A 19294-nucleotide genomic window follows, 5' to 3' on the forward strand; every position below is an offset into this window, starting at 1 on the left:
CCTTCACGCGGGGCGTCGCCATCGCGGCGCACGAACGGCTTCTTGTCGCCGTAGTTCCCGCGTGGCTGTTCGCTGCGGTCGCGCTGACCGTAGCCACCTTCACGCGGGGCGTCGCCCTCGCGGCGCACGAACGGCTTCTTGTCGCCATAGTTGCCACGTGGCTGTTCGCTGCGGTCGCGCTGGCCGTAGCCCTCCTGGCGCGATGGTGCAGGCTTGTTGTCTTGTGCATTGCGCGGCTTGATAAAGCTACCGCCGGTGCGTGGCTGCGACGTTTCGCGGCCCTTGGCTTGCGACACCGGTTGGCGCGCCTGATTGCGTTGTCCTTTAGACATGCTTTTTCCTAATCAACTAGATTTTCCGCCTCATCAACGAGGGGGACTTCGCCTTCTGGCATCTCGCCAGAGGCTTCAACCGGCCCGGCATCCGGCACCACCAGATTTCCCAAGTCCGCCAAAGGCGGCAAATCACGCAGCGAATGAAAGCCGAGATCATCGAGAAACTTGCGGGTCGTTGCATACAGACCGGGCCGTCCGGGCACATCCTTGTGCCCGATTACTTCGATCCAGCCCCGCTCAAGCAGGGTCTGCACCACGCTGGTCGACACCGTGACACCGCGTATGGCTTCAACATCGCCACGGGTCACCGGTTGTTTGTAGGCAATAATCGCCAGCGTTTCCATCACCGCGCGCGAGTAGCGCGGTGGCTTTTCCGGGTTCAGCCGGGAAAGATAGGGGGTAAATTCGGCGCGCGCCCGAAAGCGCCAGCCGGACGAGAGCTTGATCAGCTCCACCCCGCGGCCACGCCAGTCCTGCTGTATTTCTTCCAGAATCTGGTTGATCAACGCCGCCTTGATATCCTCGGTAAACAAACGTTTAAGCATGGATACCGATAGCGGCTCTTGCGCTGTCAGCAGCGCCGTTTCAAGAACGGTCTTCAGATACTTGAGATCGGTAAAAAGAGGCATCGAAACCAGATCAGATTTTGGACAAAATCACAGGAAGGCGCGGATTTTACACGATTTTTTATCCTGCGTCGCACTAAGATACCCTGTTTTTACCTGTCTTGCGCCCCCATCAGCCCTGTCTGGTGCTGATATCCCAAAATTCACCATGGCTTCATCTATGGTGAACAACAGCAAATGCGCCAGCCGCCACACCAGCCAGGCAAAAATTCGGGACAGGAGCAAGTCCATGCCACACACAGCCAGACAACACGGTAAAGCATTACTCACCCTGTCCTTGTTCGTACAACTGGCGGCTTATGTGGCGACCAACATGGCGCAGGCTCAAGAACCCGCGAGCAGCATGCCAACTATGGGCCCGGCAACAGACTTCAGTCTTCCCCCTACCATCGCTATGGAGGGCGAAAATACCAAACAACCTATCACTTCTACTACGGCGTTATCCGTCATCGGCGCGCCAGCCCTCGCCCCTTTACCATCAAACACAGCGCTCAGGCTAAAGGAAAACAATCCGCTCTGGGCCTGGCTATCGCTGGATGGTGGCAGCCGCCCCTCTTTCAACCTGTATCAAGACAAGTCATCAAGACTGGCGCTGAGCGTAAACGGCAACGGCAGCATCCGCCTCAGATACAAGCTGGCCTGGTAGACATTACACCACGGCAATACGGACATAGATGGGAGCATAGGCGGCGTCCTGATTCACCCGCACCATGCCCTCCTTGACCAGCTCCAGCAGGGCAATAAAATTGACCACCAGGTGTGCAACACCCTTGCCCGGATCAAATAACTCTTCGAACGCAACATAATCGCGCCCGTCCAGATAGCGCAAAATCCAGCTCATCTGTTCACGCACCGACAGTTCATCCTGCGCTACCTGATGACTGCGCTGGTTTTTGGCACGCGACAGAATGGTCAGCCAGGCCTGGCGCAAATCCAGCGGACTGACCTCAGGCAGGCGCTGCTCGGCGCCCTGCTCGATCAAGACTGCCAGCCAGGCAAAATCGCGCTCGGCTTGCGGCAATTTGTCCAAAGCCAACCCGGCCAGCTTCATCTGCTCGTACTCCAGCAGCCGCCGCGCCAGTTCGGCACGCGGATCACTCACTTCGCCGGCCTCGTCCACTTGCGGGCGCGGCAACAATAAGCGCGACTTGATCTCGATCAGCAAGGCCGCCATTAGCAGATACTCGGCCGCCAGCTCCAGCCGCTCGGCGCGCATTGCATCGATATAGCGCATGTACTGCGCAGTAATCGGCGCCATCGGAATATCGAGAATATTCAGGTTCTGCTTGCGGATCAGGTACAAGAGCAAGTCCAGCGGGCCTTCGAAACTCTCGAGAATGATCTTGAGCGCATCTGGCGGGATAAACAGGTCGGCCGGCATTTCCAGCACCGGCTGGCCGAAAACATGCGCCAAGGGCGTGCCGGCGACAGTCCCCGCTGCGTCAGGTGATAAGCTGTGCTCAGTCATGCGGCCCCATCAATGAAAAGCCCCGCGACCATACGCGGGGCTGTCGCGAAAAAGCGGCGTGACTCAATAGCCCAGCCCCATCGCCTCGCGTACGTCCTTCATGGTGTCGTTTGCAATCTTGCGCGCACGCTCGCACCCGTCGGCGACAATGGCCTTCACCAGCGTCGGATCATCCAGATATTTTTGCGCACGCTCGAACATAGGCTGCTGCTCCTTGAGCACGCCTTCGATTACCGGCTGTTTGCAATCGAGACAGCCGATACCGGCGCTGGTACAGCCCTTGACCACCCACTCGCGGGTGGCTTCATCCGAATACACCTGATGCAGCTGCCACACCGGGCACTTGGCCGGGTCACCCGGGTCGGTACGGCGCACACGGGCCGGATCGGTCGGCATGGCGCGCACCTTCTTGGATACAGACTCCGGCGCCTCGCGCAGGGCGATGGTGTTGCCGTACGACTTGGACATCTTGTTGCCGTCCAGACCCGGCATACGGCTGGCCGCCGTCAGCAAGGCATCCGGCTCGGGCAGGATGACGCGGCCTTTATTCTCGAGGAAGGCAAACAGACGCTCGCGATCACCGATGGACAGGTTTTGCGTATCGGCCAGCAAGGCGCGTGCGGCATCCAGTGCCTCGTCGTCGCCTTCTTGCTGGTAACGGGTACGCATCTGCTGGTACAGCTTGCTCTTCTTGCTGCCCAGTTTTTTGATAGAGGCGATGGCCTTGTCTTCAAAGCCCGGCTCGCGGCCATACAGATGGTTAAAGCGGCGCGCCATTTCACGCGTCAGTTCGACATGCGGCACCTGGTCTTCGCCCACCGGCACGCGGTTAGCCTTGTACACCAGAATGTCGGCCGCCTGCAGCAGCGGGTAGCCTAGGAAACCGTAAGTCGCCAGATCCTTGTGGCTCAGCTTCTCGATCTGGTCCTTATAGGTCGGCACCCGCTCCAGCCAGCCCAACGGACAAATCATGGACAGCGCCAGATGCAGTTCGGCATGCTCCGGCACCTTGGACTGGATAAAAATGGTCGCCTGCGCCGGATCGACACCGGCAGCCAGCCAGTCGATCACCATATCCCACAGGCTGCTTTCAATCACGCCGACATCGTCGTAATTGGTAGTCAGCGCATGCCAGTCGGCCACCATAAACAGACATTCGTGCTCGCTTTGCAGCTGCACCCAGTTCTTGATAACGCCGTGATAATGCCCAAGGTGTAGCCTTCCGGTTGGGCGCATGCCGGAGAGAACGCGATCTGCGAACATGAACAATCCTGGAAAAATAAAATTACAAAATCAGATTGAGAAGATCATACACGATATTCATGAATGGCCTGAGTATGGGCGAGAGCAGACCGGTAAATACCAGGCCCAGCAAAATCCAGATACCGTAAGGCTCGATACGCGAGTATTTGTAAGCCATGCCCGGCGGCAAAAAGCTCTCGACGATGCGCCCGCCATCCAGCGGCAATAGCGGCATCAGGTTCAGCACCATCAGCACCACATTGATATTGATGCCGGCCTGACTCATCAGCATCAGCGGCTCGCTGTACATGGAGTCGGTACTGATTGCCAGCTTGAACAGCAAAACCCAGCCCACCGCCATGGCCAGATTGGACAAGGGCCCCGCCGCTGCGACCCAGCGCATGCCGCTACGCACCGGCTTGAGGTTGCCGAAATTGACCGGCACCGGTTTGGCCCAGCCAAAAATGAAGCCGCCGGCAATCAGTCCGACCAGCGGCAGCAAAACCGTGCCGATCGGGTCGATATGCTTGAGCGGATTCAGGGTCATCCGCCCCATCATAAAGGCCGTGGCGTCGCCAAAACGCTTGGCGACATAGGCGTGCGCCGCCTCGTGCAAGGTAATGGCCAGAATGACCGGCAGCGCATAAATCGCAATTTTCTGGATAATATCGTCCAAAATTCCCCCCTAGTTCAGCAAATGGCCGCATCGCGCGGCCCGAATTCTATTATGTGTCAGGCTACAGCCCGAATGGTGCAACCTCACCCTTGCCCTGGCGAACCAGCGATACGCCATCGGTCATGTCTATCACCGTCGTCGGCTCGGTGCCGCACCAGCCGCCATCAATCACCAGATCAACCCGGTTTTCCAGCAGCTCGCGAATCTCGTACGGGTCAACCAAGGGCTCGTCCTCTCCCGGCAGCATCAGCGTACACGACAAAATCGGCTCGTGCAGCGCCTCCAGCAAGGCAAGCGCCACCTGGTGATCCGGCACGCGCAAGCCTATGGTCGAGCGCTTGGGATGCAGAGTGCGGCGCGGAACCTCCTTGGTTGCCTGCAGGATAAAGGTGTAGCTACCCGGCGTGGCACTTTTAAGCAGGCGGTACTGGCTATTGTCCACGCGGGCATAATTGGCCAGCGCGGACAAATCGGCGCACACCAGCGTCAGGTGGTGCTTAAGGTCGATCTGGCGTATTTCCAGAATGCGCTCCATCGCCCGCTTGTTGCCCAAAGCGCAACCCAGCGCATAACAGGAATCGGTCGGATAGACGATCACCCCGCCCGCTTCGACGATCTTGGCCGCTTCGCGTATCAGCCGCGCCTGCGGGTTCTCCGGATGGATGGTAAAAAATTGTGCCATATCTATCTCCTCGCCCGGGACTTCAAGCGCCCCAGCCCTTTTCCCGCCATACAGGGCGGCATAAAGGCGGCAATTCAGCCGTCAGCCCCACGTCGCGCCCACCCTCGCCTGGCGCATGAAAATCGCTACCGGCGCTAGCCAGCAGACCAAAACGGTCGGCCAGCAGGGTGTATTTGTGCATATCGTCCAGACTATGGCTGCCGCTGGCGACTTCTATCGCCTCGCCGCCGGCGTCCTTAAAGTCGAGTATCAGCCTTTCGGTCAGTGTCCTGCCGAAATCATAGCGCCCCGGATGGGCAATCACCGCCACGCCCCCTGCCGCTCTGATCCAGCTCACGGCATCGGCAAGACTGGCCCATTGGTGCGGCACATAGCCGGTTTTGCCGGCGGCCAGAAACTTGCGAAATACGGCCCTTACATCTTTTATATATCCAGCATTGACCATATAGCGGGCAAAATGCGCACGCCCTATCATTTCCGGGTTGGCGGCCAGCGCCATCGCACCATCAAAAGTACCGGGCATGCCGGCCTTGTCCAGCGCATGCGCCATGGCATGCGCCCGTTCGATGCGGCCATGGCGGATTGAAGCCAGGCCCGCCTCAAGCACAGGCTCGCCCGGCGTAATACCGAGCCCGACAATATGGATGGTATGTTTACCCCAGCTGACCGAGATTTCGACGCCACCGAGCAGGGCGATACCCAGCTCGCCGGCCGCAGCGGCTGCCTCGGCATAGCCGCGCGTGCAGTCGTGATCGGTCAGTGCCAGCAATGTCGCGCCGCGACCGGCCGCACGCGTCACGACTTCGGCGGGGCTCAAAGCGCCATCGGAAATACTGGAGTGAAAATGCAGGTCTATGCTGGCCATCACACACGCTCCTGCCGCGCTTGCCACGCAGCCAGGCGCACGCGGTAATCCGCCAGCTCTATTTGGTAGCTATCCCAGACACAAGGCTCGCAGCCGCTACCGCAGCACATATCGTCACTGGGTGCCTGCGGCGCATCCGGTTGCGGATCGAAATCGTCGCCGGTTTCAAGCATGGGCCGCTATCACGCGTATGGTGAAGCCCTCACCGCTCACCACCTGTCCGGGGCGGATTTTGCAGGTCTTGCGCAATTCGACCGCACCATCGACACAGACCACACCCTCGGCCACCATCTGCTTGCCCATTCCACCGGACTCGGCAATACCACAGGTTTTCAGCAGATCGCACAAGGCAATATATTCATTGCGTAGCTCAAACACTTCATCCATTTCTTCACACCCATCTTGGACAGCCCTGTGCAGACCCTGTTAACAAGCGACACAAAGCATTGAATTTATTAACTTATCTGGGCAAGCCTGTTTTTTAGGCAACCCATCCTCTGTTTGTCCACGCAGCGACGGGACAGTACTGTGAACGGCTTGTGGACAAGACAGGCAACACACTGATTTTATTAGCAGAAGCTGCATTGCCTAAATTTGAGGCACACGCCCTTACGGCAGCACATCATCCAGTGCAGACAGAGCCTGCTCCAGTCGCTGTTCCAGCACACCATAGACCTCGACCACCCTTTCTGGCTGTGTTGCCAACGCCTGGCGGTACAAACCCAGCAACCATTCGCGCTCATGCGGATGGCTGCGCAAAGGATCAGCCTGCCATGGAATATCCGGACGGGCGAGCAGCGTCAAACCATAACGGTAGTCACGGCACAAACGGTTTATCGTCCCGCTGGCGCCACCAAAAGCCACGTCAGCCCAGATACGGCAGGTCAGCGCAGTCGTGTCGCACAACACGATATCAGCCTGCTGTGCAGCCATATCCTCATTGCGACACTGGGCCAAGGCAATCGCCTCGACATCGGCCAGGGACGGAAGGTAGGGACGGTTGGCGTAATAACTGCGCGCATACTCGTCAACACACGCCACACGCATGCCGGCGCAGCCAAGCCTGCCTGCCAGCGCCTGCACCAGCGTGCTCTTGCCACTGGACTCCGGCCCCAATACGGCAACGCGCAAAGAAAGCGGCATGGCATCAACAAAAGCGGTAAAGGGAGAAGATTATACGGCGCACAGCCTGGCATCGGGCAGTTTCTCGCAAAGACGGGAGCCGAAGCGGCGTACAAACCGTGAATAACAGAAGCAAAGCACAGGCTTGTCAGCCACACGGACAAACCTGAGTTGCCCACATGCGCACAGAAAAACCCTGTGCGCACACTGTGGACAAATGCAATAAATACATGAATAAAAATGGAAATCTTCACGCGCCCGTTTTTTAGGCAGGAACGGTCATCTCCCCCACCCAGTCCTGCTGCAAATAGGCCCGCCGCTGCTCAGCCGTCAAAGGCATGGAGGCCAATACCGTCAATTTGGCCAGCGCAGCCTCCGGCGTCATATCCAGCCCCGGCAAGGCACCGGCCTGTGCCAATGGCTGACTGGCAGCATACGCGCCAATTTCTACCGATCCTTTTTGTACCTGAGTCAGGTTCAGCACCGGCAAACCGCGCGCGCTCGCCGAAGCGACGCCGGCCAGCAACGCGGCATCTGCCGGTGCATTGCCATTACCGTAGCTCATCAATATCGCGCCATGATGCTCGCCTTGCAGCAAGACGCCAAAACCGGCGGCTGCCGCACCCGGCATCAGCATCAGCGGCAGGATGTTGACCCGCTCATCCAGAGGCTGCGCATGAAAATCGCCCTGTACCTGACGCCACAGCGCACGCTGCCACTGAACATGAATACCGAAGTGCGCCAGCGGCGCGGCATTCGGGCTGGCAAAGCCGGCAAAGCTGGCCGCATCGACCTTGCGCGCCCGGCAACCGCGTAGCAGCACACGATCAAATGCCAGCACGACCTCATGCAACCCCTCCTGACAAGCAGCCTCAAAAGCATCGGCCAGATTGCCCCAGCCATCGCTTCGGGCATGCACCAAGGGCAATTGCGAGCCGGTAATCACCACCGGTTTGGCCAGCCCCTGCAAGGCAAAGGCCAGTACGCTGGCGGTGTAAGCCATGGTGTCGGTGCCATGGATAATCACAAAACCATCGTAAGCATGGTAATGGCAAGCAATATCGCCGATCAGGCGGTTCCAGTTAGCCAGCGTGATCGCCGACGAGTCTATCAGTTGCGGATACTCGATCAGCTCGAAATCCATTTGCTCGCTACGAAAGCGCTCCAGCAGGCGTGGCAACAGCCCCGGCACAGGCGCAAGACCCGCGGGCGTGTGATCCATGCCGATGGTGCCACCGCTGTAGAGGACAAGGATGCGTTTGGACATGGTGTTTTCCAGAAGTGATGAACAGGCAAAATCTTAAAACAAAAGGCGCCCCCACCGAAGGGGACGCCTTGTCCGCGCACGCCAAAGCCTTGGCCTCAGCCGCCTTTACAAGCCATTAACCAGTACAAAACCGATCAGGGCCGGCGCAATATAACGGCAAGTCAGCTTCATCGCCGGCAGCCATAAAGCGCTGCTACGGGTTCCCACCGCCAGTTGGACCTCAATCTGAGGCCAGATTTTCCAGCCAGCCAGCAAGGCCAGCAGCACACCGCCCAGCGGCATCAGCACATTGGAGGTGGCATAATCCAGCAAATCGAACACACCTTTACCAAACAGGGTGTACTCGCTCCAGATGCCCAGCGACAAAGAAGCAGGCACCCCCAACACAAACATCAGCGAAGCCATCAGCAAGGCCGCCTGTACACGGCGCATATGGAACTCGTCGATCATAAAGCTGGTCACCACCTCCATCAGCGACACCGCCGAGGTCAGAGCGGCTACCAGCAGCAGCACGAAGAACACCACCGCAAACAGTTGCCCGCCTACCATCTTGGCAAACACCGCCGGCATGGTGATAAAGGTCAAACCGGGGCCCGCCGAAGGGTCAAAACCGAAGGCAAATACGGCTGGCAGCACCATCAAGCCCGCCAGCAGGCACACCACGGTCGTCAGCAAAACCACCCAAGCTGCAGAACCCGGAATCGAGGTGTCTTTTTCTACGTAAGAGCCATAGGTAATCATCGCCCCCATACCCAGCGACAACGAGAAGAAAGCCAACCCCAGCGCATCGATAATCGTTTTGGCACTGACTTTGGAAAAATCGGGATCAAGGAAATAAGCCACGCCATCCAGGGCACCCGGCAAAAACAAGCCACGCACAATCAACACCAGCATCATCACGAACAGGGCCGGCATCAGGAATTTGGACAGGTTTTCGATACCCTTTTGCACGCCGCCCAACACCACACCGACAGTCAAGGCCATAAAGGCTGCGTGATAGAACAGGGGCTCACTCGGGCTGGAAATAAAGCCAGTAAAAATCCCGCCCAGCACTTTGGCATCACTACTGATAATCTCGCCGCCTATGGATTTGGCGATATAGGCTATCGTCCAGCCACCGACCACACTATAGAACGACAAGATCAGAAAGCCGACCAGCACCCCCATATAACCGACCAGCGCCCAGTGCTTGCCGCCCATCTTGCGAAAAGCCCCGACTGCGCTTGAATGGGCGGCGCGACCTAGCGCCATCTCCGCCATCATCATCACGATGCCCAGCGTAAACACGAAACCGATAAAAATCAGCAGGAATGCCCCGCCACCGTTTTGCGAAGCGACGTAAGGAAACTTCCAGATGGCACCCAGGCCAATCGCCGAACCGGCAGCAGCAAGTATGAATCCGAGGCGGGAGCCCCATTGTGATCTGGCCATGATCAATTCTCTTTAATTATTCGGACAATAACGACTTCCACGCAAAAATCTGCATGGACCAGGCTGTTTGCAAATGCAGAACATCGAGGCAGGTGCCGGCAGACGGATTGCGTCTGACATGGTCGACCACGTGAAGGAGACATCTTGAGCCGGCTAAAACAGCCGGGTCAGAGTCCATCGGGAAATAAGCTTGCCACCGGGTATGGCGCAAGGATTAAACATGCGAGCCAGATGATGACTACCAGCATGCCCCGCTTTGTATACGATATACATGATTACAAATTACCACGTCCAAGCGCGAGGTCAAGAGGGGAAGGGCATTTATCGATTGAAATTGGAAAATTATTAGCCTTAACTGCCGCAAAAAAAATAAATCCTTATAGCATATTGCGCGCAACCGTACAAAACTGCTCCATTTAAAAAAACATTGCCACTTTCTTGCGAAAGACGGCCATTTTTCATACAATGCTCACTTCGCAGTGCGGGTGTAGCTCAATGGTAGAGCAGAAGCTTCCCAAGCTTACGACGAGGGTTCGATTCCCTTCACCCGCTCCAGCATATTTTCTTCCGCGCCTATCTAGACCGACTCAGCATGAAGTTAAACTCTGGCCGGCTCTGGCTAAAAACATTTGTCTACGGTGCATTCACGCTGTGTGTTCTGTCTGCATGCGCCCTCATCCTGTTTTATCAGCGCTTTGATGCGCAGTCGGTGCGGCACAATATCGTCCATGAATTCGCCCAGCGTGGCTTCGATGCCGAAATAAACGGCAGCATTTCCCCCCATTTTTTCCCCTACCCTGGCCTGGATATAGAACGCATTGCCGTTTACCCCGCCGGCACGCGCAGTGCTTTACTCACGCTGGACAAGCTCGACATTGATCTGGCGTGGTGGCCTCTGCTGCAAAAGCAATATGAATTACGCCGCCTCGCCGCCGATGGCATGACACTCAAGCTGAGGCAGCAAAGCGATGGCAGGCTCAACATCGCCGGATTGCTACAAAAAAACCAGACGACCTCGCTCAAGCTTCAGCTTGATCGCTTTGCGCTACGTAATACCAATATCGACTTCCAGGATGAAATCAGCGGCCATACAGCGGCGCTCAGGGATACTCAGCTTGAACTGGTCGACATGACATCCGCTGCCCACCTGCAACTGGACGGCAAACTGTTTGAGGGCAAGCGCGAATTCAAACTTGCCCTGTCTGCGCCCTACCGCATTAGCAGTAACAAAATAACGTCACACGACATCAGCGCCATACTCACCGGCAGCGGGCGCAATACCGGCACATCGCTCAGGGTCACAGGCAATCTGGATATCAATACCGCCACCTTGCAAACCACAGCCAAGGCACTGCAAATCAAGCTGGACAGCACTCAACCCAAGCTACAACTCGAGGCCAGCATTCCTCACGCCAGCGCCAACCCGGCAGAAGTCCTCATTCCACATGCCACCGGCGCGGGCGAGTTCAGCTATGCCCAAACCCGTTACCGCTTCAATAGCGTGCTAGATCAGCTCAAACTCACCCCGGCCGGACTTTATGCGACACAAATCAGTAGCGAGCTGATTTCCTCGCAGGGCCCACACTCCATCAAGATCAAGCTGTCGGCACCACTGCAGCTGGCAGGACTCAACACCTTGCGCATGGATCCATTAAAGCTGGATGCCCGCCTAATTACACCAGTCTTGCCGCGCGGCCAGCTTTTCGCCGCACTGGATGGCACACTGAGTGGCGAACTGGACAGTAGCCGGCTCACGCTACGGGTCGCCGGCAAGCTGGATGGCACTCGTCTGGCCCTTGCGCTGGACCAGACCGGTTTTCTTGATCCACACCACGAGGCAGCCCTCTCTATCGACCAGCTTGACCTGAACCGCTACCTGCCTGAAACCAAACCCGAGCAGGCTGTCGCCCTATTCCAGAACACGGCACCGCTGCAACTGGACTGGATGGACTTTTTGCACCTGAAAGGCAAGGTGGATATCGGCGAACTCAATATGGGGCGTTTTCGCGTACGCGACATCAATGCCCATGTAGAGGCCGACCGCAACGCTTTTGCCGTCGACAATCTGTCGGCCAGCATTTACGAAGGCAAACTCAGTGGCAGCGCCAGACTGCAACGCGGCAAGGATGCCACGCTCTCGCTCAAGCAGCAGCTGCACGGCATGCATATCCGCCCGCTATTGCTTGACCTGTTCAACTTCAGCCGCATCGAAGGCAAGGGCAGCGGCGAAGTCAACCTGGTCGCCCACGGCAAGTCACTGGCCGGACTGCGCGACACACTCACCGGGCAAGCCAGCGTCAAACTGGCACAAGGCGCTCTGACCGGCATTGATCTGGTCGCAGCGCTGAAAAACCTGCCGGCAGAACTCAAGGACTGGAGCGCCACCTCGCTGGCTACCGATCAGAAACAGAAAACCACCTTCCAGTCTTTGTCGGCCAGCTTCGATCTGGACAACGGCATTGCGCGCAATCAGGATCTGCAACTGGCTTCACAGCTGGTTAATGTGCATGGCAACGGCAAGCTCGATTTACCGCAAAGCATTATTGACTATACGCTGGATGTCAAAGCCAACCCGCGCTCGTTCAAACAGCTAGGCGGAGTCAATGTGCCGCTGAAAATTACCGGCCAGATCAACGCGCCCATCTATGCGCTGGACTTCAATGCCATGGTCAAGGGAAAAACAAGCCCCGGCGAAAAACAGCAGGCACTGAAGCAGGAATTGAAAAAACAGATCACGACCATCCTGCCGTGACACAAACAGGAAAGCGGGTAAACTCCTCCCGCTTTCCGGCCCTACGCTTGCGCTGGCCTAGTCTGCATCTCCTTGCAGCAAAAAGCTCTCGGCCGAAGCCAGCTGATCAGAGCGCCCCAACAGCACAACCACATCATCCTCTTCCAGCACAAAATCATTACTCAGATCAGAGCGTTTGAATTGACGACGCCGTACCGTCTTAACCTCGACCCCAAGCGCCACCAGATTCAGCTCCCCCAGACGCTTCCCCACCGCATAGGCATCCGCCACCAAACGGACACTTTCCAGCCGCAACTGCTGGCCCTCATCCCCGACCGCAACCTCATCCCCCAGCCCGCGAAAAAAGCCGCGAAACAGGCCGTAGCGCGCTTCACGCACGGTGCGGATACGGCGCAACACCCGGCTCACCGGCACGCCCATGACCATCAAGGCCTGGGATGCCAGCATCAGGCTACCCTCCATCACCTCGGCCACCACCTCATCGGCACCAGCGGCGCGCAAGCGCTCGATATCGCTATCATCTATGGTGCGCACAATAACCGGCAAATTGGGCTTGAGCTGCTGCACGGTTTCGATAATGCGCTCGGCGGCATGCGTGTCGGCAAAGGTAATCACCACCACACGGGCGCGCTGAATACCGGCAGCGCCCAGCACCTCCTTACGGGCGGCATCACCAAACACCACAGGGTCTCCGGCGGCACTGGCTTCCTGTACCCGCTCAGGATCCAGATCCAGCGCAAAAAACGGCACATCCTCGGCCTCAAGCAGGCGTGCCAGCGCCTGACCACTGCGGCCATAGCCGCAAATCAGCACATGCTCGGACTTGCTCATGCTCTGCACAAAGACCTGGTGCAGATCCAGCGACTGCAGCATCCAGTCGTTGCGGATCAAGCGCCGGGTAATCGCGTCGGCGTACTGGATCAAAAAAGGCGCAATCAGCATCGAGAGAATAATGGCCGCCAATGCCGCCTGCACGGAAACCAGCGGCACCAGCGCCAGATTACTGGCCAGCGCCAACAAGACAAAACCGAATTCACCGCCCTGCGCCAGTGCCAGTGCGCCTTTAAGTGCATCATTGCTGCGCAGGCCAAAAGCACGACCGATAGCAAACACAATCGCCAGCTTCAAAGGCAGCAGCAGGCACAGCATCACCAGCACTTCATCCCAGCGCTGGAACAGCACCGGCAACTCCAGCTTCATGCCGACGGTGATAAAAAAGAATCCTAGCAAGATGTCGCGAAACGGACGGATATCCTCTTCCACCTGAAAGCGGTATTTGGTTTCCGAAATCAGCATGCCGGCAACAAAAGCGCCCAGCGCCAGCGACAGGCCGGACAGCTCGGTCAGCCAGGCAATGCCCAGCGTCACCAGCAGCACATTAATCATAAACAGCTCACCCGAACGCTGGCGGGCAACAACATGAAACCATGGCCGCAGCAGGCGCGGACCAAAGAAAAACAGCAAGGACATCACCACCACCACCTTGACGCCGGCCAGCGCCAGATCCATCAGCAGCGTATCCGAGCCGCCGGCAAAAGCCGGCAGCAGAATCAAGAGTGGCACGACGGCAATATCCTGAAACAGCAACACGCCCATCGCCAGCTGGCCATGCGCCTGATTCAGCTCAAGTCGCTCGGTCAGCAGCTTGCTGACGATTGCCGTTGACGACATGGCTAGCGCCCCGCCGATAGCGAAACCGGCCAGTGGGTTATCGCTCAGGACCCACACCCCGCCCATAATCAGCAACAACGTCACCACCACCTGCGCCAAACCGACACCGAACACCAGCCGGCGCATGGCATTGAGCTTGGGCAAGGAGAACTCCAGCCCGATGGAAAACATCATGAATACAATGCCTATCTCACCCAGAAACTGGGTTTCCTCCCCATCCGGCACCAGCGCCAGCACACTGGGGCCGGCAATAAAACCAACCACCAGATAGCCCAGCATGGGTGGCACCTTGACGCTACGGCACAAGGTGACGGCCAGCACGGCACAGAGAAGAACCAGCACGATAGGAGCAAGAGAATGCATCAGGCAATAATTTCCTAGTTCAGGGTTTGAAATCCGTACAGACAGGTGCAGGAAGGCCGATTATAAGCTGATATACTGCGCGACTATGGAACAAGCGCACATACAAAACCGTCTGGAACTGGCACGCGACGTCCTTCGCATAGAAGCCGATGCCATACTTAAGCTGGCAGATCGCCTCAATGGCGAGTTTATGGCGGCCATCGACATCTTGCTCGCCTGCAGTGGCCGCGTCGTCATTACCGGTATCGGCAAGTCCGGCCATATTGCCGGCAAAATTGCAGCCACCATGGCCAGCACCGGCACGCCCGCCTTCTTTGTCCATCCGGCCGAAGCGGCACATGGCGACTTGGGCATGATTACCGATAAAGACGTGCTGATCGCCCTGTCCAACTCGGGCGAAAGCGATGAAGTGATCGCGCTTTTGCCTGCGCTCAAGCGCAAAGGGGTCGCGCTGATTGCCATTACCGGCCGCCCAGGCTCGACACTGGCACGCGAGGCCGATATCCACCTGGATGCCACGGTAGAAAAAGAAGCCTGCCCGCTTGGGCTGGCGCCGACTGCCAGCACCACGGCAGCATTGGCACTGGGCGACGCGCTGGCCGTGACCTTGCTGGACGCGCGCAACTTCCGGCAGGAAGACTTTGCCCTGTCCCATCCGGGCGGCAGCCTGGGGCGGCGCCTGCTGGTTCACGTTGCCGACATCATGCACGCGGGGGATGACTTCCCTGCAGTTAAAGCCGGCACCCCGCTCAAGCACGCCTTGCTGGAGATGTCACGCAAGGGGCTGGGCATGACGGCGGTACTGGATGAGACACAGCGACTGGCCGGCATCTATACCGATGGCGACCTGCGCAGAACGCTGGATAAAAGTGAAAATCTGGCTGGCCTGGTGATAGATGAAGTCATGAACCGCTCGCCGCGTACCATCGCCGCGACGCGACTGGCCGCCGAGGCAGTCAAGCTGATGGAAACATACAAGATCAATGGCCTGATCGTCACCGATGAGGCCGGCCATGCCATAGGCGCACTCAATCTGCACGATTTGATGCGCGCAGGCATCGTCTGAAAGACAGCATGCATACACCACAAGAATACGCCCGCAGGGTCAAGCTACTGATACTGGACGTCGATGGCGTCATGACCGATGGGCGCATCTACTACAACGCCCAAGGCGAAGAGTCCAAATCCTTCTATGTACAGGACGGCCTTGGCCTGAAGCTATTGCAAAGCACCGGCGTCAAACTCGCCATTATTTCCGGCCGTGCCGATGCCTGCGTCGAGCACCGCGCCCGCGCGCTGGGCTTTGACTATTATTTTGCCGGCGTCAGCAACAAGCAACTGGCCCTTGACGAATTGATGGCACAAAGCGGCCTGAGTCCGGACGACTGTGCCTTTGTCGGCGACGACATCATTGACCTGCCGGTCTTGCGCCGCGTCGCCTTTCCGGTCGTGGTTCCGGCAGCGCCGGATCGCGTGCAGCAATATGCACGCTATATTACCGGCGCCAGCGGCGGACAAGGTGCAGTGCGCGAGGTGTGCGAACTGATCATGCAGGCGCAAGGCACATTTGACACTGCCATCGCGAAATATCTGCTATGAAACGCTTTCCCCGCCTGTTTCCGCTATTGCTGGTACTGATGCTGTCGGTGCTGACCATGCTGCTTGACCGCGTCACGCGCCAAAGCAGCGTGCAAAGCGTGATCGACCGTGACCAGCCCGAGTACACGGTCGAAGACTTTACCGCGACCCGCTTTGATGCTCAGGGCCTGCCCAGCGACCGGTTGCAGGCGCGCAGGATGTGGCAGTTCCCCGATGCAAAGGATATCGAGTTCGAGCACCCTTTCCTCACTAGCTACCAACAGGGCCGGATCAATTACACGGTCGAAGGCGAAGTCGGGCGCTACAACAACAGCACCGGCATGGCATGGTTTGACCGCAAGGTGCAGCTGATAGACAAGGCAGAGCCAGGCAAGGGTGACGTCAAGATAGATACGCGCGCACTGACGGTAAACCTCAACACCTCGACGGCCCAAAGCCCGGCCGCCGTCACAGTCTATCAGGGCGACTCGGTCGCCAATGCCATCGGTTTTACTTATGCACAAAAGCAGGGCCTGATCTCCCTGTTGTCGAAAGTCAGGATCAGCTATGCACAACCTTAAATTTCCGGCACTGGCCCTGTGCGCCTCGCTATTTTCCATGCACGCTGTTCATGCCGAAATCGCTGACAGCAGCAAGCCGATAGAACTGTCTGCCGACAGGGGCACGCTGGACCAGAACAACGGCGTGACAGTGTGGGATGGCAGCGTTGTCGTCAATCAGGGCACGCTGCAGCTCAAAGCAGACCATGTGGTCGTGACCCGCAATGCCAACGGCCAGCAAACTCTGCTCGCCACCGGCAAGCCGGCCACCTTCCGCCAGAAAGTCGAAGGCAAGAATGAATATATCGACGGCAAGGGCAACCGCATCGACTACGACAGCCAGAGCGGCATCGCTGTGCTGACCGGCAATGCCTTTGTTAAACGCGGACAGGATTCGGTTGCCGGCAATGTGATTACCTACAACACCCAGACCGAACTGTATCAAGTCAGCGGCAGCAATCCACAAACAACCGGTGCGGCCAAAGGGCGGGTTACCGTAATCCTGCAGCCCAAGACAGAGGAAAAGAAATGACCGTCAGCCGGCTGAGCGTTGCCCATATCAAGAAAAGCTTCAAGAAACGTACGGTCGTCAAAGATGTATCGCTGGAAATTGCCAGTGGCGAAGTGATAGGTTTGCTGGGGCCAAACGGCGCAGGCAAGACTACAAGTTTTTACATGATCGTCGGGCTGATTGCGGCCGAAGCGGGTGAAATCGTTCTGGACGATATCACCATCACCCATTTGCCCATACATAAACGCGCGCGCATGGGACTGGGCTATTTGCCGCAAGAAGCCTCCATTTTCCGTCGCATGACGGTCAGGGAGAACATCTGCGCGGTGCTGGAAATTTCCGGCGTCAAGGGCGAGCAGATGGAAAACGAGCTGGCACTGTTGATGGACGATCTGAATATCGCCCATCTGGCCGACACCAACGCCATGGCGCTGTCCGGCGGCGAGCGACGCCGGGTCGAAATTGCACGTGTACTGGCCTCCCGTCCACGCTTTATCCTGCTGGACGAGCCCTTTGCCGGTGTCGACCCGATTGCCGTGATCGATATCCAGAAAATCATCGCCTTCCTCAAGGAGCGCGGCATCGGCGTGCTGATCACCGACCATAATGTGCGCGAAACGCTACGCATTTGCGACCGCGCCTATATCATCAACGACGGCAAGGTGCTGGCCTACGGCCTGCCGGACGAACTGGTGAATAACGAGCAGGTACGCAAGGTTTATCTGGGCGAGCACTTCCATCTGTAAGGCGCTATGAAACAAACACTCCAACTCAAAGTCAGCCAGCAGCTCACTCTGACTCCGCAGCTGCAGCAATCGATCAAATTACTGCAGATGTCCACATTGGAATTCGGTACGGAGTTGGAGCGTTATCTGCAGGAAAATCCGTTACTGGAACGCAGCGAGGACAGCGACGTTGCGCACGAGTCCTCGCCTGACGAACCGCATGAGGCACCGCCGCGCGAGGGTAGCGAAGCATACGAGGAATGGGGAAGCGGCAGTAAACCTAGCCATAGCGGCGACGATAGCGAGTTCGACCCCATACTCAATACGCCGGAAAAGCCGGGCATGCGCGCACTCTTGATGGCACAGATGGGCGAGCTGACACTCTCGAGTCGCGAACGCGCCCTGCTGACTCTGCTGATAGAAGAAATCGATGACGACGGCTATCTGAGCACCCACATTGATGAAATCTGCCAGAGCCTGCCAGAGGAGCTGGAGGTAGAAACTGAAGAGCTGGAATATCTGCGCCAGCTCTTGCGCCAGATGGAGCCGCCTGGAATAGGCAGCTACAACCTGAGCGAATTTTTGACCCTCCAGCTAAACAAGTTTCCAGAGACCCTCCCGGCCAAAACCCTGGCCCGCACCATCATCCAGACCCATCTCACTTTGCTAGGCAACCGCGACTACAGCAAGCTGCGCAAGCTTTTGGATGCCAGCGAAGACGAGATCCGCGCAGCACAGGCCTTGATTGCCCAACTACGCCCGCGACCGGCCGGAGGCTTTGATGGTGAAGATACCCGTTATGTGATGCCCGATGTGGTGGTACGCAAATTCCGCGGTCGCTGGATCGCGACCATCAACGGACAAGCCCAGCCAAAATTACGTGTAAACAACATTTACGCCAATCTCCTGCAACAACAAAGGGATAGCGGCAATAATCTCTCCGGGCAGTTACAAGAGGCCCGCTGGCTGGTCAAAAACATCCAGCAGCGATTTGACACCATCCTGAAAGTATCGGAAGCTATCGTTGACAGGCAACAACAGTTCTTTGAACAAGGCGAAGTCGCAATGCGTCCCCTTATCCTGCGCGATATTGCCGATGAACTGGGTCTGCACGAATCCACCATTTCCCGCGTCACCACACAAAAATATCTGCTGTGTAGCCGCGGTCTGTTCGAGCTCAAATATTTCTTTGGCAGTGCGCTGGACACCGACAGCGGCATCGAATGCTCTTCTACCGCAATCAAGGCACATATACGCCGGCTTATCGTCGACGAAAATAACAAGAAGCCCTGGTCGGATAATGCACTGGCCGAACAATTAGCCAAACTGGGCATACAGGTTGCAAGACGCACTGTCGCCAAATATCGCGAAGCCATGCAGATTGCGCCAGCCAGCCAGCGCAAAGCACTCTAGACTTCCA

Annotated in this window: 21 protein-coding genes, 1 tRNA gene and 1 pseudogene; 9 read left to right on the forward strand and 14 right to left on the reverse strand. The window is 57.5% G+C overall.

Translation table 11 applies throughout. From position 1 onward, the window contains the following. The 3 genes and pseudogenes from GQF02_RS10050 to GQF02_RS10060 form a co-directional block, all read right to left on the reverse strand. Positions 1–332: pseudogene (locus GQF02_RS10050) on the reverse strand (hypothetical protein); the annotation flags it as partial. Positions 333–340: 8 nt separating this feature from the next. Next, positions 341–964 (reverse strand): SMC-Scp complex subunit ScpB, encoded by a 624-nt coding sequence (scpB, locus tag GQF02_RS10055; RefSeq protein WP_124735704.1) that lies wholly within the window; start codon positions 962–964, stop codon positions 341–343. A 27-nt stretch (positions 965–991) separates the two neighbouring features. Next, entirely contained in the window at positions 992–1192 is a 201-nt protein-coding gene (locus GQF02_RS10060; protein WP_124735705.1) for a hypothetical protein, read from the reverse strand. Here GQF02_RS10060 and GQF02_RS10065 point away from each other — a divergent pair. Then, positions 1191–1607, forward strand: coding sequence for a hypothetical protein (locus GQF02_RS10065; RefSeq protein WP_160796831.1), 417 nt, complete (start codon positions 1191–1193; stop codon positions 1605–1607). The two genes, GQF02_RS10060 and GQF02_RS10065, sit on opposite strands and share 2 nt — an antisense overlap. A gap of 3 nt (positions 1608–1610) precedes the next feature. On the opposite strand, the gene GQF02_RS10070 is transcribed toward GQF02_RS10065, so the two are convergent. The 10 genes from GQF02_RS10070 to GQF02_RS10115 form a co-directional block, all read right to left on the reverse strand. Next, positions 1611–2429 (reverse strand): segregation and condensation protein A, encoded by an 819-nt coding sequence (locus tag GQF02_RS10070; RefSeq protein ID WP_160796833.1) that lies wholly within the window; start codon positions 2427–2429, stop codon positions 1611–1613. 63 nt (positions 2430–2492) lie between these two features. Continuing rightward, positions 2493–3692, reverse strand: coding sequence for a tryptophan--tRNA ligase (locus GQF02_RS10075; RefSeq protein ID WP_124736251.1), 1200 nt, complete (start codon positions 3690–3692; stop codon positions 2493–2495). A 22-nt stretch (positions 3693–3714) separates the two neighbouring features. Then, entirely contained in the window at positions 3715–4350 is a 636-nt protein-coding gene (locus GQF02_RS10080; protein WP_407924828.1) for a site-2 protease family protein, read from the reverse strand. 58 nt (positions 4351–4408) lie between these two features. Further along, positions 4409–5029, reverse strand: a complete 621-nt coding sequence (locus GQF02_RS10085; protein ID WP_124736253.1) for an L-threonylcarbamoyladenylate synthase — start codon at positions 5027–5029, stop codon at positions 4409–4411. A 22-nt stretch (positions 5030–5051) separates the two neighbouring features. Next, complete coding sequence (locus GQF02_RS10090) at positions 5052–5894, reverse strand: 3',5'-nucleoside bisphosphate phosphatase (RefSeq protein WP_160796835.1); 843 nt, start codon at positions 5892–5894, stop codon at positions 5052–5054. Beyond that, positions 5894–6067, reverse strand: a complete 174-nt coding sequence (locus GQF02_RS10095; RefSeq protein WP_124736255.1) for an oxidoreductase-like domain-containing protein — start codon at positions 6065–6067, stop codon at positions 5894–5896. The genes GQF02_RS10090 and GQF02_RS10095 overlap by 1 nt, the downstream gene beginning before the upstream one ends. Further along, entirely contained in the window at positions 6060–6281 is a 222-nt protein-coding gene (locus GQF02_RS10100) for an RNA-binding S4 domain-containing protein (RefSeq protein WP_124736256.1), read from the reverse strand. The genes GQF02_RS10095 and GQF02_RS10100 overlap by 8 nt, the downstream gene beginning before the upstream one ends. 222 nt (positions 6282–6503) lie before the next feature. Further along, the gene (locus GQF02_RS10105; protein ID WP_124736257.1) at positions 6504–7037 is read right to left on the reverse strand and encodes an AAA family ATPase; all 534 of its coding nucleotides are present in this window, start codon (positions 7035–7037) and stop codon (positions 6504–6506) included. Positions 7038–7281: 244 nt separating this feature from the next. Further along, positions 7282–8283, reverse strand: coding sequence for an asparaginase (locus GQF02_RS10110; RefSeq protein ID WP_160796837.1), 1002 nt, complete (start codon positions 8281–8283; stop codon positions 7282–7284). A gap of 105 nt (positions 8284–8388) precedes the next feature. Beyond that, a complete protein-coding gene (locus tag GQF02_RS10115; protein ID WP_160796839.1) occupies positions 8389–9714 on the reverse strand; it encodes a sodium-dependent transporter in 1326 nt (441 codons plus the stop codon). Positions 9715–10195: 481 nt separating this feature from the next. Between GQF02_RS10115 and GQF02_RS10120 the strand changes: the two genes are divergently transcribed. Both GQF02_RS10120 and GQF02_RS10125 read left to right on the forward strand, forming a co-directional pair. Next, a tRNA-Gly gene (locus tag GQF02_RS10120) sits at positions 10196–10269 on the forward strand. A 37-nt stretch (positions 10270–10306) separates the two neighbouring features. Next, positions 10307–12466: an AsmA family protein gene (locus GQF02_RS10125; protein ID WP_160796841.1), complete on the forward strand. Its 2160-nt coding sequence runs from the start codon at positions 10307–10309 to the stop codon at positions 12464–12466. A 57-nt stretch (positions 12467–12523) separates the two neighbouring features. Here the strand turns inward: GQF02_RS10125 and GQF02_RS10130 are convergent, their stop codons facing one another. Then, complete coding sequence (locus tag GQF02_RS10130; RefSeq protein ID WP_160796843.1) at positions 12524–14500, reverse strand: monovalent cation:proton antiporter family protein; 1977 nt, start codon at positions 14498–14500, stop codon at positions 12524–12526. Between the two features lie 85 nt (positions 14501–14585). Here GQF02_RS10130 and GQF02_RS10135 point away from each other — a divergent pair, with 85 nt between their 5' ends. Genes GQF02_RS10135 through GQF02_RS10160 form a run of 6 tightly spaced genes read left to right on the forward strand, consistent with a single transcriptional unit; the run spans position 14586 to position 19287 of the window. Beyond that, on the forward strand, positions 14586–15566 hold the full coding sequence (locus GQF02_RS10135) for a KpsF/GutQ family sugar-phosphate isomerase (protein ID WP_160796845.1): 981 nt from the start codon (positions 14586–14588) through the stop codon (positions 15564–15566). Positions 15567–15574: 8 nt separating this feature from the next. Further along, entirely contained in the window at positions 15575–16099 is a 525-nt protein-coding gene (locus GQF02_RS10140) for a KdsC family phosphatase (protein ID WP_160796847.1), read from the forward strand. Continuing rightward, positions 16096–16659, forward strand: coding sequence for an LPS export ABC transporter periplasmic protein LptC (gene lptC / locus GQF02_RS10145; RefSeq protein ID WP_124736264.1), 564 nt, complete (start codon positions 16096–16098; stop codon positions 16657–16659). The genes GQF02_RS10140 and lptC overlap by 4 nt, the downstream gene beginning before the upstream one ends. Beyond that, positions 16646–17170, forward strand: a complete 525-nt coding sequence (gene lptA / locus GQF02_RS10150; RefSeq protein ID WP_160796849.1) for a lipopolysaccharide transport periplasmic protein LptA — start codon at positions 16646–16648, stop codon at positions 17168–17170. Before lptC ends, lptA begins: the two co-directional genes overlap by 14 nt. Then, a complete protein-coding gene (gene lptB, locus GQF02_RS10155; RefSeq protein WP_124736266.1) occupies positions 17167–17895 on the forward strand; it encodes an LPS export ABC transporter ATP-binding protein in 729 nt (242 codons plus the stop codon). Before lptA ends, lptB begins: the two co-directional genes overlap by 4 nt. A 6-nt stretch (positions 17896–17901) precedes the next feature. Beyond that, the gene (locus tag GQF02_RS10160) at positions 17902–19287 is read left to right on the forward strand and encodes an RNA polymerase factor sigma-54 (protein ID WP_160796851.1); all 1386 of its coding nucleotides are present in this window, start codon (positions 17902–17904) and stop codon (positions 19285–19287) included. The last annotated feature ends 7 nt before the right edge of the window (positions 19288–19294 follow it).

Origin of the sequence: Craterilacuibacter sinensis (genome assembly GCF_009831765.1) — a bacterium.
Lineage (GTDB): Bacteria > Pseudomonadota > Gammaproteobacteria > Burkholderiales > Chromobacteriaceae > Craterilacuibacter > Craterilacuibacter sinensis.